16 protein-coding genes are annotated in these 15,053 nt (G+C 49.5%); 7 read left to right on the top strand and 9 right to left on the bottom strand.

What is annotated here, in order from left to right; translation table 11 throughout:
- Positions 1-2: 2 nt before the first annotated feature.
- Positions 3-929 (bottom strand): DNA-binding transcriptional repressor CitR, encoded by a 927-nt coding sequence (gene citR, locus MY052_RS17200; RefSeq protein WP_248537468.1) that lies wholly within the window; start codon positions 927-929, stop codon positions 3-5.
- Positions 930-1,704: 775 nt separating this feature from the next.
- Between citR and ahpC the strand changes: the two genes are divergently transcribed.
- Entirely contained in the window at positions 1,705-2,268 is a 564-nt protein-coding gene (gene ahpC, locus MY052_RS17195; RefSeq protein WP_035895873.1) for an alkyl hydroperoxide reductase subunit C, read from the top strand.
- A gap of 181 nt (positions 2,269-2,449) precedes the next feature.
- Positions 2,450-4,015, top strand: coding sequence for an alkyl hydroperoxide reductase subunit F (ahpF, locus tag MY052_RS17190; RefSeq protein ID WP_202216246.1), 1,566 nt, complete (start codon positions 2,450-2,452; stop codon positions 4,013-4,015).
- A gap of 98 nt (positions 4,016-4,113) precedes the next feature.
- Here the strand turns inward: ahpF and uspG are convergent, their stop codons facing one another.
- On the bottom strand, positions 4,114-4,542 hold the full coding sequence (gene uspG, locus MY052_RS17185) for a universal stress protein UspG (RefSeq protein WP_115074585.1): 429 nt from the start codon (positions 4,540-4,542) through the stop codon (positions 4,114-4,116).
- 169 nt (positions 4,543-4,711) lie between these two features.
- Positions 4,712-5,122, bottom strand: a complete 411-nt coding sequence (gene rnk, locus MY052_RS17180; protein ID WP_035894344.1) for a nucleoside diphosphate kinase regulator — start codon at positions 5,120-5,122, stop codon at positions 4,712-4,714.
- A 234-nt stretch (positions 5,123-5,356) separates the two neighbouring features.
- Between rnk and MY052_RS17175 the strand changes: the two genes are divergently transcribed.
- The gene (locus tag MY052_RS17175) at positions 5,357-6,187 is read left to right on the top strand and encodes an alpha/beta fold hydrolase (RefSeq protein WP_248537467.1); all 831 of its coding nucleotides are present in this window, start codon (positions 5,357-5,359) and stop codon (positions 6,185-6,187) included.
- Positions 6,188-6,226: 39 nt separating this feature from the next.
- Here the strand turns inward: MY052_RS17175 and rna are convergent, their stop codons facing one another.
- Together rna and dcuC are read right to left on the bottom strand one after the other, a co-directional pair.
- Positions 6,227-7,027, bottom strand: a complete 801-nt coding sequence (rna, locus tag MY052_RS17170; protein ID WP_035894341.1) for a ribonuclease I — start codon at positions 7,025-7,027, stop codon at positions 6,227-6,229.
- A 93-nt stretch (positions 7,028-7,120) separates the two neighbouring features.
- Positions 7,121-8,491, bottom strand: coding sequence for an anaerobic C4-dicarboxylate transporter DcuC (gene dcuC, locus MY052_RS17165; protein ID WP_123650103.1), 1,371 nt, complete (start codon positions 8,489-8,491; stop codon positions 7,121-7,123).
- Positions 8,492-9,145: 654 nt separating this feature from the next.
- Between dcuC and pagP the strand changes: the two genes are divergently transcribed.
- Together pagP and cspE are read left to right on the top strand one after the other, a co-directional pair.
- Positions 9,146-9,721 carry a lipid IV(A) palmitoyltransferase PagP gene (pagP, locus tag MY052_RS17160; protein ID WP_374043994.1) on the top strand — a complete coding sequence of 192 codons (576 nt, stop codon included), beginning with the start codon at positions 9,146-9,148 and terminating at the stop codon, positions 9,719-9,721.
- A gap of 160 nt (positions 9,722-9,881) precedes the next feature.
- Positions 9,882-10,091: a transcription antiterminator/RNA stability regulator CspE gene (gene cspE / locus MY052_RS17155; protein ID WP_000034826.1), complete on the top strand. Its 210-nt coding sequence runs from the start codon at positions 9,882-9,884 to the stop codon at positions 10,089-10,091.
- 59 nt (positions 10,092-10,150) lie between these two features.
- Here cspE and crcB read toward each other — a convergent pair whose 3' ends face one another.
- Complete coding sequence (crcB, locus tag MY052_RS17150; protein ID WP_035894338.1) at positions 10,151-10,525, bottom strand: fluoride efflux transporter CrcB; 375 nt, start codon at positions 10,523-10,525, stop codon at positions 10,151-10,153.
- A 120-nt stretch (positions 10,526-10,645) separates the two neighbouring features.
- Between crcB and MY052_RS17145 the strand changes: the two genes are divergently transcribed.
- Complete coding sequence (locus MY052_RS17145) at positions 10,646-11,434, top strand: deaminated glutathione amidase (protein ID WP_035894337.1); 789 nt, start codon at positions 10,646-10,648, stop codon at positions 11,432-11,434.
- 126 nt (positions 11,435-11,560) lie between these two features.
- Entirely contained in the window at positions 11,561-11,761 is a 201-nt protein-coding gene (gene tatE, locus MY052_RS17140; protein ID WP_035894336.1) for a twin-arginine translocase subunit TatE, read from the top strand.
- Positions 11,762-11,971: 210 nt separating this feature from the next.
- Here the strand turns inward: tatE and lipA are convergent, their stop codons facing one another.
- The 3 genes from lipA to lipB all read right to left on the bottom strand — a co-directional run bounded on the left by lipA (position 11,972) and on the right by lipB (position 15,044).
- Complete coding sequence (gene lipA, locus MY052_RS17135) at positions 11,972-12,937, bottom strand: lipoyl synthase (protein ID WP_035894335.1); 966 nt, start codon at positions 12,935-12,937, stop codon at positions 11,972-11,974.
- A 201-nt stretch (positions 12,938-13,138) separates the two neighbouring features.
- Complete coding sequence (locus MY052_RS17130; RefSeq protein ID WP_035894347.1) at positions 13,139-14,095, bottom strand: YbeF family transcriptional regulator; 957 nt, start codon at positions 14,093-14,095, stop codon at positions 13,139-13,141.
- A 307-nt stretch (positions 14,096-14,402) separates the two neighbouring features.
- Positions 14,403-15,044 carry a lipoyl(octanoyl) transferase LipB gene (gene lipB / locus MY052_RS17125; protein ID WP_035894334.1) on the bottom strand — a complete coding sequence of 214 codons (642 nt, stop codon included), beginning with the start codon at positions 15,042-15,044 and terminating at the stop codon, positions 14,403-14,405.
- Positions 15,045-15,053: the final 9 nt, after the last annotated feature.

Genomic DNA, 15,053 nt, shown 5'->3' with positions numbered 1-15,053 from the left:
TTTTAAATATCGGTTTCGTGAATGAATTTGTGATGCTTAACTTTTTTCATAATGTCTGAAAAAATAGGTGAACTCAGCGATGCACGGCTATAAACCATGTATATGGTAAACGTAGGAAGTGGTGAAAGACCTGATATCTCTTTTAGATTAAGCGTGTCTTTCAATACTTCGAACATAAGTTTTGGGACAAAACCTACCAAATCACTCTGACGGATTATACTGAAAATCGTCATCAGGGAGGATGAGGTAAAGGCGATATCTTTTTCAGCTAAGCCTGCGACATTGTGGGTTGTTCGGAATTCTTTGACCTGCTGTGCATGGCTTAGAAATAGTGCAAACCGTTCCTTTACAAGATCTTCTGGTGTTGCAGTATTATCCAAACGAGGGTGATCTTTACGGCATACCAGTACGACCGGACATTCCCAAAACGGTACGCTTACGAGCGCTCTATTGTGGCAAGCCTCCATGGTGAAGACCACGTCAGCTTTGCGATAGTTCATCATCTCTTCAATATTATCCGTTTCCGCTGCAGTATCATGGTAAACCACCTCAAGATTGGGCTCTTCAAGCAGGATGTTCATAAAGCGGATCAACTTTGGCGAGGCATGAAGCTGTGGGCCGTAAACGACAAAACGTTTTTTGAGATTGCTTTTTTCCGTAATGTTAATCGTTTGTTCAATACTGTTCAGGTTTTCTACCAGATGGAGATGTAAATTTTCCGCCACGGTGGTGGGAGAAATACCTTTTCCTGAACGAACAAATAAGGGATCATCTAACTGAATGCGTAGACGCTGTAGTGACTGACTGACCGCAGATGGCGTGATAAATAATGTTTGTGCTGCTTTGCTGATGCTCAGGTTTTGATAGATACACTCAAAAATAACGAGCAGGTTGAGATCGAATCTCTTGAGATTATAGAGGTTAGCCATTGTTATTCCTTACGTTGAATGAAGCTCTCTTTTGCTCCATCCGGCACAATCCATGTGTTCGAAAAACTACAATGTGGTTAAACTATTTCTAAATATATATCATAAAACTCCGTTTATCCACTGCTAATGAAAGTAAGCTTATTATTCTAAATTTAAATATAATTTATGTAACAAATGCTTTGTTTCAATATAATATAGCTTTTGTCATATTCAGTCCTCAATATAACGATATGCAAAATATAATTGTCCTCTATGTAAAATGTCTGGGTATTAAGTTGACGATTCGACAACCTACCCATTTCACCCACTTCACCGCGACCTGTTCGAGGACACCTTTATCGCGCTAAAACGATGGTGGTAAAGAAGACTTTTTCATGGAAAAGCAATGTAAAATCAGTGGGTAATCTGCAATAAACGGCGTAGCCTATCACAGCCATAGAGAAGATCGACGGCAGGTTGATTGCCCTTTGCGGACCCGGGTGATGTAATCAAGACGCTGTTAACACCTTTGTTTAGGGTGATAGAGAGCGCAACAACATGCCAGCGCTGCTGGCGCTGAATTCACCTGCTGGGAATTCAGGTAACAGGGCCGCCGTGTTGCGGCCTTTTTACGTTTGAGGATGAGCGAATTGTGCGCACTCTCAACATGGGTTCACAAAGCTGTCTTGTTCCGGTTGTTAGATAACGCTTATTGATTTGATAATGTAAACGCATTGGTCGAATCAGGAAAAAGTCGTTAACTTAGACCTCAACGAAAACACGGAGGAAGTACTCGATGTCTTTAATTAATACTAAAATCAAACCTTTCAAAAACCAGGCGTTCAAAAACGGTGAATTCGTAGAAGTTACCGAGAAAGATACCGAAGGCCGCTGGAGCGTCTTCTTCTTCTACCCGGCTGACTTCACCTTCGTATGCCCAACCGAACTGGGCGACGTAGCAGACCATTACGAAGAACTGCAGAAACTGGGCGTGGACGTGTACTCCGTATCTACCGATACCCACTTCACCCACAAAGCATGGCACAGCAGCTCTGACACCATCGCGAAAATCAAATACGCGATGATCGGTGACCCGACTGGCGCCCTGACCCGTAACTTCGACAACATGCGTGAAGATGAAGGCCTGGCTGACCGTGCCACCTTCGTTGTTGACCCACAGGGTATCATCCAGGCTATCGAGGTTACCGCTGAAGGTATCGGCCGTGACGCATCTGACCTGCTGCGTAAAATCAAAGCGGCTCAGTATGTTGCTTCCCACCCAGGCGAAGTTTGCCCGGCTAAATGGAAAGAAGGCGAAGCCACTCTGGCTCCATCTCTGGACCTGGTCGGCAAAATCTAAGTCGTCTGCTTGATGGCACGGCACTGGCCTACAGTATGTAGGCCGGATAAACGCAGTGCCATCCGGTATCCCACAGGCGCACCTCTGCGCCTGTTTTATTCCAGCATCATGATGCAAGTTGCTTACACGCAGCTCGTATCTGGCCGCTTGCATGATGATGTTTTAAGCCCAGGAGATAAAAATGCTCGACACCAACATGAAAACCCAGCTCAAGGCTTATCTTGAGAAGCTGACCAAACCTGTTGAGCTGATTGCCACGCTGGATGACAGCGCTAAATCGGCAGAGATCAAGGAACTGTTGGCTGAAATCGCTGAACTGTCAGACAAAGTCACCTTTAAAGAAGACAACACGCTCGCGGTACGTAAGCCATCGTTCCTGATTACTAATCCAGGTTCCCACCAGGGCCCACGTTTTGCAGGTTCCCCGCTGGGCCACGAGTTCACCTCGCTGGTGCTGGCGCTGCTGTGGACCGGCGGCCATCCGTCGAAAGAAGCGCAGTCTCTGCTGGAACAGATCCGCGATATCGACGGCGATTTTGAGTTTGAAACGTACTACTCGCTCTCTTGCCACAACTGCCCTGACGTGGTGCAGGCGCTGAACCTGATGGCGGTACTGAATCCGCGCATCAAGCATACGGCGATTGACGGCGGGACTTACCAGAACGAAATTACCGATCGTAACGTCATGGGCGTTCCGGCGGTGTTTATGAACGGTCAGGAATTTGGTCAGGGTCGCATGACGCTGGCGGAAATTGTTGCCAAAGTGGATACCGGCGCGGAAAAACGTGCAGCGGAAGAGCTGAACAAACGTGACGCTTATGATGTGCTGATCGTCGGCTCCGGCCCGTCCGGCGCTGCGGCAGCGGTTTACTCTGCGCGTAAAGGTATCCGTACCGGTCTGATGGGCGAGCGTTTTGGCGGCCAGGTGCTGGATACCGTCGATATTGAAAACTATATCTCGGTGCCAAAGACCGAAGGTCAGAAGCTGGCAGGCGCATTGAAGGCGCACGTGAGCGAGTACGACGTGGACGTGATTGACTCCCAGAGTGCGTCTAAACTGATTCCTGCCGCGGTTGAAGGCGGCCTGCATCAGATTGAAACTGCCTCTGGCGCGGTGCTGAAAGCACGCAGCATTATCATTGCGACCGGTGCCAAATGGCGTAACATGAACGTTCCGGGTGAAGATCAGTATCGCACCAAAGGTGTGACCTACTGCCCACACTGTGACGGCCCGCTGTTTAAAGGCAAACGCGTGGCGGTGATCGGCGGCGGTAACTCCGGCGTGGAAGCGGCTATCGATCTGGCCGGTGTTGTTGAACACGTGACTCTGCTTGAGTTTGCGCCAGAAATGAAGGCTGACCAGGTGCTGCAGGATAAAGTGCGCAGCCTGAAAAACGTCGACATTATTCTGAACGCGCAGACCACTGAAGTGAAAGGCGACGGCAGCAAGGTGACCGGACTGCAGTATCGTGACCGTGTGACCGGCGATGAGCATCACGTTGCGCTGGCGGGTATTTTTGTCCAGATTGGTCTGCTGCCAAACACCAACTGGCTCGAAGGCACCATTGAGCGCAATCGCATGGGCGAAATCATTATTGATGCGAAATGCGAAACTAACGTGAAGGGCGTATTCGCCGCGGGCGACTGCACCACCGTGCCGTACAAACAGATTATTATCGCCACTGGCGAAGGTGCGAAGGCGTCACTGAGTTCATTTGACTACCTGATTCGTACCAAAACTGCATAAAAAAGAAGACAATGCCTGCAATGTCAAAGGCCACCGAAAGGTGGCCTTTTTTTATACGTCTGCTATTTCCCGGCGGTACTTCGCCTGGCCGGGATACATTATCTGACGACTAAAACGGGGATGTGCGCGTGGCGGATAACGCTTGAGGCGTTAGAGCCAAGAAGGTGCGTGCTGATGGACGGGTTACGTGAACCAATGACGACCATATCGGCATTCAGCTCTTCCGCCAGCTCATTGACCGCATCGCGAACGCTACCGAGACGAACGTGAAGCTTAATGCGGGAAGGATCAATAGAGAAATGGCTCACCATCGTGGTCAAGCGGCTTTCGGCTTCTTTCTGCAAATGCTCTTCAAAGCGTCGTAGATCGGCGGCAAAACGGCTCATGGTGTAGCTTGCCGATGCGGGCAACACGTGCAGCAGATGGATAATCCCCTCCTGCTGAGCTAAAAATTCAGCGTGACGAACGGCTTTGTCACTTAACTCCATCTCAAAAACATCAACTGGCATAATGATTGTTTTGTACATATGGCTCCTCCTTGTCTTTGTGGAACTATCAGAACACATAATACGTTCTGAATATGTCATTTAGTTCGCAAAATAGTTTATCGAGGACAGGGGAGTTGTAAAGTTTCGTTAGGCGGGGCAAAACAGAAAGAGGATGCATAACATCCTCTTAATTGATTAACGCGGAAGGTTAGCGATGAAATTCGCCTGCCGCTTCCGGCTGATACAGTAGTTCAAGAACTTCCAGGTGGGTTGAAGTACCGCCCGGTAACTCCCAGTGAATCGCACTGCCTGCACGCAGGCCAAGCAGCGCTGCGCCAACGGGCGCCATCACCGAAAGCTGGGTGCTGCTGTCGGTCATCTGTGCCGGGAAGACCAGAGTGCGGACACGCTCTTCACCGGTCGTGAGATCGCGGAATCTGACCTGGCTATTCATACTCACTACATCATGCGGCATGTCCTCAGGGGCACACATCTGGGCACGATCCAGTTCGTCGTTTAGCGCGTTCGCCACCGGGGAATTTGCGTAAGCAGGTTGCTCAAGCAGGCGGTCGATACGCTCGGCATCGAACTCATTAATAATGATGGCAGGTCTGGTCATTATTTACTCCATGTCTATCGATTATCCAAAAGAAAACCCTCACCGCCAGCGGCAAGGGTTCATCTCATCCCATCATACTGATCCTGGCGTCAGGTTTGAAGTGATACAGCGCACATTCGAAGATGGCAATAATCATCGTTGTGTGAATTTTATGCGAAATACCTCGCAATCTATAAATCTGGATTATTCTTTTTAGGCTGCACCTGGCAGCGTCCTTCCTGTACAGGAGATCGTATGAGTGGTTTCGATAAACTGACCCTGAAAGATGGTAGCTATCTCTGGTTTAAAGATTGGGGGAGTGGACAGCCAATTGTATTCAGCCACGGCTGGCCGCTGACGTCTGATGCGTTTGAGGATCAGATGCTGTATCTGGGGTCAAAGGGATATCGGGTTATCGCCCACGACAGACGAGGCCACGGACGCTCGGCGCAACCCTGGGATGGGCACAATATGGATCAGTATGCCGATGATCTGGCAGAGCTGACGGCTCACCTTAATCTGAAAGACGCGGTGCATGTCGGACACTCGACCGGTGGCGGTGAAGTCGCGCGCTATATTGGTCGACACGGCACGCAGCGAGTGGCGAAGGCGGTGCTGATTGGCGCCGTAACGCCCATCATGGTTAAGACGGACTTTAACCCGAACGGCGTGCCGCTTGAGGTGTTCGATGGTATTCGTGACGGCGTGATTAACGATCGTGGCGCATTCTTCTACGAGCTGACGGCGGCGTTTTACGGCTATAACCGTCCTGGCGCGAAGGAGTCGAAAGCGGTGCGTGAAGGCTTTGTTGAGCAAGGACTTCAGGGCTCGATTAAGGCGCTATATGACTGTATCAAGGCCTTCTCGGAAACCGACTTGCGTGAGGACCTGCGCAGAATGACCATCCCGACGCTGGTGATTCACGGCGATGATGACCAGATTGTGCCGTTTGAAACCTGCGGCAAGGTGGCGGCTGAAATTTTGCCAAACGCGGAGCTGAAGGTGTATCGCGGCGGATCGCACGGGATCTGCACCACGCACAAACATCAGATCAATGAAGATCTGCTGTCATTTATCGAGCAATAGTATGAATTGCCCCCGAGAACCGGGGGCATTACCGCATGTTTAGTAACCGATTTTATCCAGAACGAACTGTTTGCCACAGTTGCCGGGATGCGGCTGCGGGAGCAGCGAATCTGCCGTCAATGGGTTGTTGATGCTGGCAGATTTAATCGCAATCTGCATTTCGGTCAGATAAGCCGGATTGCCGTTGCACGTTAGTTTCACTGCCTTGACACTCTCTTTGCCGAAGGCGCGGGCGACCGCATCGTCAAAGCTTGCACGGGTGACGGTTTTGCCATAGTTGGCGGCAAGGAACTGGCCGAGCGCGCTTTGTTTCACTTCGCCGTTCAGGCGCACCATTGTGCCGAAATAGGCATCCGGATCAAAACCAAAGCAGACGCCGTGTTTTGCGTACTCGTAGCGCTCGAGACAGGTGTTCCCACCGCTACCCGGCATCACCTGATTGAGTTTATTGGCGACTTCCAGCGATAAGCCGGTCTCTTCAGCGGCACATTTGCGGCTGGCTTTTGCTTCCGGCATGTTTGGAATCGGGCGGGTTGCGCAGCCAAACCGCATCCAGCGATTGTTATCGACACCACGAGAGGCAATTGAGCCCGGCAGGCCTGGCCATAATCCATGTACAGTGAGGTAATCGGCCTTGTTTACGGCCTCTTTTTGTTGCTGGCACTCCAGCGGCTCGTTGCGGTTTCTATCATGCTGGCTCTGGCAAAAACCGGTTTGCCAGGAGAGTGCCAGGACGTAACGGTCGAAGTCGCCATATTGTGTAGGCTCCAGCGGGGCAGCATGAAGGCTGCCAGCGCAGAGCAGCAGCGCGCATCCTGACACAATATTCTTCCTTAACATATTCCTGACTCCACGGTTTAATTCATTTAGTGACGTTATTACATAATAAAATAAGGCGCCCTCAGGCGCCTTATTTATTTAGCCAATAAATGATTACGCGGCGACGCCGGGCACCAGAATCTCGGTGGCGATAATGACCGCGATGAGACCAATGATAACCGGCAGCGATGTGCGCTTAACCACTTCAAACGGAGATATTTTCGCCATACCGGCTACCGCTACTACCACGCCGGAGACCGGGGAGATAGTACGACCGAGGTTAGAGGCCTGCAGCATCGGAATAGAAAGATACGCGGGGTTGACGCCGGAGGATTGCGCCAGCTTTGGAATCATCTCAACAAAAGCATAGAACGGTGCGTTACCGGAACCGGTGGTCATTGCTGCCAGCATCGTCAATATGACCAGTACCAACATCAGTATAATGCTGGCGGAACCGAACGAAGTTGCGATGGAAATCAGGCTGTTAATAAAGCCGATAGTGCTCAGACCCTGAGCAAATACGCCCGCCGCAACCAACAGCATCACCACGCCTGCGAATGCATCAGCCATGCCGCGATAGGCAACTTCGAGGCCTGCAAACACGTTTTGGGTATTAAAGCCGCGCAGGAATTCCAGCACCGCGGCCAGCAGCATGCAGATAACCAGGATGGCAATAATATGCAGCTCCGGGCCCCATTTACCGTCAAAAATCAGTACCCCGACAATTGGCGTAAACGGCAGGATGGCATAGAAGCGAGGTGCCGTGGTGGTAATTTCACTGACATCCAGCATTTCGTGAGAAATATTCTCTTTTTTATCCAGGTAGCGCTGCCAGAAGAAATGGGTAATCGCCATAGCAATAATGGCAATGATGGAAATAGGCAGTGTGGTTTTAAACGCAAAATCAATCAACGGCATTTCTGCGGCTTTTGCCGCCAGCACCACGTCACCGGAAGTAGGGGAGAGAATAATGGCGGCGGGTGACGCACAAATAGCGGCGGCTGCACCACGGCTGATACCTACGTTAACCATCACCGGGAATAGCGTGCCCATCAGTAATACGCCAAGCCCGGTCGCTGAAGAGACGGCCAGCGACATCAGACAGGCCACAAAATAGGCGGCAATCATCAGTATATAAGGCGAGTTAATAAATTTCAGCGGCTTGGAGGTTAACTTAACGACCATATCGTTAGCTCCGATATGCGTCATATAAGCGGCAAAACCGCAGAGCATCATGATCATCATGCCGAGGTCGCCGCCGCGGCTCATCAATAAGATCTTGATATATTCAATAATATCGGTTGCAGAGTAACCGGTGCTGGTTTCACTGCTAGGTAAAATCTTGTGGCCCATCAATGCGCTGGCAATCAGTAGCAGTAAACCTCCGACGAAAAGGACCCCCGTTGCAGAGTAACCTTTGATGATGTAGCGAGCCACGCCCACAATAACCACAACACCAATCAGGAGTTCAAAGAACGTTAACATTATTAACACCTATCGCCCAGTTGTAAAAATTGACGCAGTGCTGCATCAAAAGTAAGGGGTGAAATGTGCCGAAAAAAACGACAAATTTAGCTGATGAAAATCAATAAAAAGAGTAATTAAAGAAAGCGAAATGATCATTTGGTCGGTGTACTCACAAAGTGGAACATTGTCACCACAGTGAGTATAGCGTGCTGGTGGAATACTATACAGCCAGAGGAAATGAAATGTCACCTTACCATTTGTAGGGATAAAAGCCTGATAGCATCAGTTGTTGCGAAGAGGGATAGCATTCTTTTACAGGCGATTGGTGATGAGATAAAGCTGCATAAAAAACGCGCAAAATAATCCGTCATTTAATTATTAAGTATTTATTCTCATATTCCGAAAATAATATGTTAAGCATTTAGCCGATTATTATCAGAAGGCACTTTTTATTTATGGTTTTCTCGAGTCTGGACGAGAATGCTTATCGTTGGCAGTCAGTATGCATTATAATTTAGCTTAGGCCGTTAGGTTGGCTTGACAGTTTGTTTAGGAAAATTCTAATTTATAATTCAGATGAAGAAAAAAACTAAGTCGCTGCGGCGGTTAAGATATCATTAAGCTTACGTTTGATAGAATGTTCTTAATTAATCATTTTTTGGCAAGATTATCGTGTTAAAACTAAATAGATTTTTCGCACTGTTAGTAGTGATGGTAGGGTTTTTCGGTACCACTCTTTCTGCCCATGCGTCTTTTACCGGGACGATTAAGGATGGCTATAACACGCTGAGCAATAACATTGTACAGACCTGGGATGAGCCGCAGAACTACGATCTGTATGTGCCGGCGATTACCTGGCATGCCCGTTTTGCCTACGATAAAGAGAAGACGGACAAATACAATGAACGTCCCTGGGGTGCTGGTTTTGGTATCTCGCGTTGGGATGATAAAGGTAACTGGCATGGCATCTATTTGATGGCATTTAAAGACTCCTTTAATAAGTGGGAGCCGATTGGCGGCTACGGTTGGGAAGCCACCTGGCGACCGCTGGCGGACGATAATTTCCACCTCGGGTTAGGTTACACGATTGGGGTGACTGCGCGCGATAACTGGAATTATATCCCGGTACCGGTTGCACTGCCGATGGCCTCTATCGGTTATGGGCCCGCCACGTTCCAGATGACCTACATTCCCGGAACCTATAACAACGGCAACGTCTACTTCGCGTGGCTCCGTTTCCAGTTCTAAAACTGGCCTGGAGCACAGCTTACGGTAATGTCAACCCGCAAATAAAAGTTAGCGACATTTATCACTTTTTAACGAAGTTAGGCTGGACAAAACCCACGACAATTGTTGTACTGTTAACTGACACAGATTAGTGTCGTTTTTTCATATAAAGGTAATTTTGATGTCTAAGATTAAAGGTAACGTTAAGTGGTTTAATGAGTCCAAAGGATTCGGTTTCATTACTCCGGAAGATGGCAGCAAAGACGTATTCGTACACTTCTCTGCAATCCAGACCAACGGTTTCAAAACTCTGGCTGAAGGTCAGCGTGTAGAGTTCGAAATCACTAACGGTGCCAAAGGCCCTTCTGCTGCTAACGTTACCGCTCTGTAAGCGAGAATAGCAGTCAGAATTCAAAACCCGCTTAATCGCGGGTTTTTTTTATCTTTTTTCTAGCGGCTAGAGCTGAAAAGCCAGAAGGCCAGAGCGGTCATCGCAAATGAGCCCAGCAGGTTGACCGTAATATTCAGCAGCGCCCAGCTAAACTTCCCTGCCTGCAGTAAGAAGACCACTTCCGACGAGAAGGTGGAGAAGGTCGTCAGCCCCCCGCAAAAGCCCGTGGTGATGAGCAGCTTCCAGACCGGGTCTACCTGTGGTAGACGATTAAACCAGGCAAGCCCGGCACCAATGATAAACGCCCCAATCAGGTTTGCTGTTAACGTGCCCAGAGGGATGGCGTGATGCATGGGATTGAGTTTCAGGCTCAGCAGCCAGCGAGCCACGCTCCCGGTACCTCCGCCAATAAAAACGGCCAACAAAAGTTGCATCGTGCGAGTTTCCTGCCATTTTCTATTAATGGGTTCAGTTTAACGCTGAATAGATGAATCTGGCTATATACTCATCAGCATTCATCATATTGATATATTAGTAGAACCTGAGGAGTGGGGATGCGGGTAGCTGCAGGACAGTTTGCTGTCACGCCGGAGTGGCAGGTCAATGCGCAACGCTGTGTGGCGCTGATGCGCTCGGCAGCGGAGGCGGGTACGTCTTTGTTGGTGTTGCCTGAAGCGCTGCTGGCGCGCAGTGATACTGACCCTGATATGTCCGTGAAGTCGGCACAGCCGCTTGATGGCGGTTTTATGCAGCTATTAAAAGCGCAAAGCCGTAATGATTCAGTAACAACGGTGTTGACGATTCATACTCCCTCCAGAGAAGGTCGTGCGAGAAACACGCTGGTGGTGCTGCGTGAAGGAGAGGTGATTGCCCACTATCATAAACTCCACCTCTACGACGCATTTTCTATTCAGGAGTCAAAGCGGGTGGATGCCGGTGATGTCCTCCCGCCGCTGATTGAGGTTGAAGGCTATAAGGTGGGTGTGCTGACCTGCTACGATCTTCGTTTTCCAGAGCTGGCGTTGACCCTCGCGCTACAGGGGGCGGATATTCTGGCGCTGCCCGCCGCCTGGGTTCGTGGGCCGTTAAAAGAGCACCATTGGTCAACGTTGCTTGCGGCTCGTGCGCTGGATACCACCTGTTATATCGTGGCAAGCGGTGAGTGCGGGACACGGAATATTGGTCAAAGTCGGATTATTGACCCGCTGGGCGTCACTCTGGCTGGCGCAACGGCCGAACCGCAGCTGATTGTTTCTGATATTCAGCGCGAGCATCTTTTGAACGTTCGCCATCAGCTTCCAGTACTGGTGAATCGACGGTTTGCGCTACCGCAATTAACGTGACGTTTTTTTAAACAATGCTTGATTCACCTTGTTACAGATTGCTATTGTGTGCGCGCGCCAGATGACCGTTAATAAACCACAGTGATGTGGCGCATTCTGCAGCCTGTTTTTGAGAAGAAGGTATCTATGGGTGAGATTAGTATTACCAAACTGCTGGTAGTGGCAGCACTGATTGTTCTGGTGTTTGGTACCAAAAAATTACGGACTCTGGGTGGGGATCTGGGTTCAGCCATCAAGGGCTTCAAGAAAGCCATGAATGATGATGAAACCACGGCGCAAAAAAGCGCAGATGAGACCCCGGCAGAAAAACTCTCTCATAAAGAGTAAGCAGGGCAGCGTTTCACGTGGCGTGCCGATTTGCGTGCGCCATGCGCGGGTGTGAGCATCCGCGGAAGGGGCTACAGCGTAAGCACGTTGTAGCCCTTTTTCATGGAAATAACATTGCTAATATTGTCTTATTGAAACAATTTATTTCTGGTTAAGGCATAAAAAAGCCGCTTTCAGCAGAGAGCGGCTTTTTTGTTTCTGGCTACGGGCTTATTTAACTTCCATGCCTTTAGCCTGGAGATCGGCGTGGTAGGACGAACGCACGAACGGACCACAGGCTGCATGGGTAAAGCCCATTGCCAGCGCTTCGGCTTTCATCTCTTCAAATTCGTCAGGGCTAACGTAGCGTTGTACCGGCAGGTGGTGACGACTTGGCTGCAGGTACTGACCCAGCGTCAGCATGGTGACACCGTGGCGGCGCAGATCGCGCATTACTTCAATAATTTCCGCGTTGGTTTCACCCAAACCAACCATCAAACCAGACTTGGTCGGGATCTCTGGGTGGGCTTCTTTGAAACGCTCAAGCAGTTTTAATGACCAGTTATAGTCGGCACCTGGGCGAACCTGGCGATAAATACGCGGCACGTTCTCCAGGTTATGGTTGAAAACATCCGGAGGGGTTGCGGTCAGGATCTCTAACGCGCGATCCATACGGCCGCGGAAGTCCGGCACCAGGGTTTCAATCTTAATGGTTGGGCTCTTCTCACGAATTGCTGTAATGCAATCAGCGAAGTGCTGAGCGCCACCGTCACGCAGATCGTCACGATCCACAGAGGTGATAACCACATAGCGCAGCGCCATATCGGCAATAGTCTGGGCCAGTTTTTGTGGTTCGTTAGCATCCGGGGCCACCGGGCGACCGTGGGCAACGTCGCAGAACGGGCAGCGACGGGTACAGATGGCGCCCAGAATCATAAAGGTAGCGGTGCCGTGGTTAAAGCACTCAGCCAGGTTAGGGCAGGACGCTTCTTCACAGACGGAGTGCAGGCCATTTTTACGCATGGCTGCTTTGATACCCTGGATACGGGAGGAGTCTGCCGGAAGTTTAATTTTCATCCATTCCGGTTTTCGCAGCAGCGCTTCGCGCTCTGTTGCCACGTTTTTAACCGGGATAAGGGCCATTTTATCGGCATCGCGGTACTTAACACCGCGTTCCATCACAATGGGTTTACTCATAGCGTACGTGTTCCAGTTCCGAGTATCGAGGGAAAGCGTTTCAATTCAAGGGAATGTTGTATTTATCAACTATTTTTGAATTTATAGCAGGCAGTATACCATTTAAATGGGGCATAAAGCAGCCTACCGTGCCGGCAAATTGTAAAATAGTTGTTGAATAATGCTTTTTTGCCGGCTAAGGAAGGATGAGGAGCTGGAGGCTCAAAACGCCTGGTGGATGACGTTGATAATGTTTTGCATTACCGGGTCGCGCAGGCTGAGTTTGTTGTAATGCAATGAAAAGTCGACGCGTTCCTGCTGGAGCGGTTCGAAATCCAGCGTCTTCAACGGCCAGCACTGTTTGAAGATATGATAAAAGCGCAGCGGCATGATGCCTATCAGGTTGCTTGAGGCAATCAGTGACGCGATGGTGAACAGGTTGTAACTGCTTACGCTAACCTGACGATCGGGAAGCATATCGCGAATACGTTTGTACTGGTCATTTTGCCCCGCACCGTCCATCGTCAGCAGCGTGTGCTCGTACTGCATCAGCGTGTCCAGAGAAGGTTCTTCATCAACTGCCGGGTGCTCGTTGCGGCACACCAACACCAGTCTGTCGCTGAATAGCGAATGACGTCCCAGCGTGCGCGGATTGTTATGTTCGTGGTTATCGATGATGAGATCGGTCTGAAACTGGCTGAGCTGTGCGTTTGCATCCGTCACGGCAACGTTGCGCAGCAGAACCTGCGGGTAGGTCTTTTTCACAATTTGGTAGATGACCGGCATGACAATGGCGCCCACGGAGGCGGCGGTGCCGATGGTGATGACCCGCTGCTTGTCGTAGCTGCCGTTCAGGTCCAGCGCCCCAAGAATCGACTCCAGACCCTGGCTGATATATTCATGAAGATGCGTAGCATAGGCAGTTGGTGTGACACCTTGACCTTTACGAATAAAAAGGGGATCGGGGAAGAGGAGTCTAAGTTTCTGAATTGACTGACTTATCGCAGATGGGGTGAGATTCAGTATTTTCGCAGCATTTACGATGCCTTTATGCACATATACCGCTTCAAATATGGTCAATAAATTAAGATCTATATTACGTAGCGTACGGAAAATTTGTGGCGTGTCATTTTCGACATTAAGGTTGGTTTTATTTTCAGGCTTATCGTTATAATCCACACTGCTTACCCCGCATTCATTCACACCATGAATGATAGTTTATCGTAATAATAATATTATTATTCTGGACGCCACTCGATCGCAAGATAAAAACGAGATTTTTGCGTTATGAGTCAATGCATTAGTAAAGCTAATGCATTGATGTGATCTATGTTTATATGCATTTTTTTGCGCAAAATTGCGATCTACGATGCATTTTATGGCGAGAACATTCAAAAAAAATAGAGAATCATTCCCTTATTGTAAAGGGCAGCAGAAAAATATAGTGAATGGCCCAACGGATTATTGGGCCAAAATATATAATATATTAAGCGTTGATATATTCGTGAGGTGGATTGTTTAGCAGCGCTAAAAAATGGGAGACTAATCGTGGGGATATATTTTCCGGCTTCGCATCGTTAACCCATTGTGAAACCTGGGCCATTTCCATTCCCGCGTAACCACAAGGGTTAATTCTCAGGAAGGGGGAAAGATCCATGGCAATATTGAGCGCAAGACCGTGGAATGAGCAGCCTTTACGAATGCGCAGCCCCAAGGAGCAGATTTTTTTCTCGCCGACGTAAACACCCGGTGCATCGGCGCGCGGATGTGCCTCAATGCCGACTTCTGCCAGCGTATTAACGACGGTCTGCTCCAGAAGCGTCACCAGCTCTCGTACGCCTAGTTTGCGGCGTTTGAGGTTTAACAGAACGTACATCACCTGTTGACCCGGCCCATGATAAGTCACCTGACCGCCCCGATCGCTCTGAATCACCGGAATATCTCCCGGAACCAACACGTGTTCGGCTTTGCCTGCCTGGCCTTGCGTGAACACAGGCTGATGTTCAACCAGCCAGATTTCATCCAGCGTGGATTCATCACGACTATCGGTAAAATCATGCATTGCCTGAGAAATGGGTTCGTAGGGTTGCAGGCCAAGTTGACGGATCAGGAGGGTATTTAAGTCCAAAACAGCGTC

Origin of the sequence: Kluyvera ascorbata (assembly GCF_023195735.1) — a bacterium.
Lineage (GTDB): Bacteria > Pseudomonadota > Gammaproteobacteria > Enterobacterales > Enterobacteriaceae > Kluyvera > Kluyvera ascorbata.
Note: the sequence above shows the minus strand (reverse complement) of the source record. Positions and strands in the feature narration are given on the sequence as shown.

Excerpts from the sequence above, each read along its gene's own strand:
- citR (WP_248537468.1), bottom strand. The coding sequence starts at position 929 with ATGGCTAACCTCTATAATCTCAAGAGATTCGATCTCAACCTGCTCGTT.
- ahpC (WP_035895873.1), top strand. The coding sequence starts at position 1,705 with ATGTCTTTAATTAATACTAAAATCAAACCTTTCAAAAACCAGGCGTTC.
- ahpF (WP_202216246.1), top strand. The coding sequence starts at position 2,450 with ATGCTCGACACCAACATGAAAACCCAGCTCAAGGCTTATCTTGAGAAG.
- uspG (WP_115074585.1), bottom strand. The coding sequence starts at position 4,542 with ATGTACAAAACAATCATTATGCCAGTTGATGTTTTTGAGATGGAGTTA.
- rnk (WP_035894344.1), bottom strand. The coding sequence starts at position 5,122 with ATGACCAGACCTGCCATCATTATTAATGAGTTCGATGCCGAGCGTATC.
- MY052_RS17175 (WP_248537467.1), top strand. The coding sequence starts at position 5,357 with ATGAGTGGTTTCGATAAACTGACCCTGAAAGATGGTAGCTATCTCTGG.
- rna (WP_035894341.1), bottom strand. The coding sequence starts at position 7,027 with ATGTTAAGGAAGAATATTGTGTCAGGATGCGCGCTGCTGCTCTGCGCT.
- dcuC (WP_123650103.1), bottom strand. The coding sequence starts at position 8,491 with ATGTTAACGTTCTTTGAACTCCTGATTGGTGTTGTGGTTATTGTGGGC.
- cspE (WP_000034826.1), top strand. The coding sequence starts at position 9,882 with ATGTCTAAGATTAAAGGTAACGTTAAGTGGTTTAATGAGTCCAAAGGA.
- crcB (WP_035894338.1), bottom strand. The coding sequence starts at position 10,525 with ATGCAACTTTTGTTGGCCGTTTTTATTGGCGGAGGTACCGGGAGCGTG.
- MY052_RS17145 (WP_035894337.1), top strand. The coding sequence starts at position 10,646 with ATGCGGGTAGCTGCAGGACAGTTTGCTGTCACGCCGGAGTGGCAGGTC.
- tatE (WP_035894336.1), top strand. The coding sequence starts at position 11,561 with ATGGGTGAGATTAGTATTACCAAACTGCTGGTAGTGGCAGCACTGATT.
- lipA (WP_035894335.1), bottom strand. The coding sequence starts at position 12,937 with ATGAGTAAACCCATTGTGATGGAACGCGGTGTTAAGTACCGCGATGCC.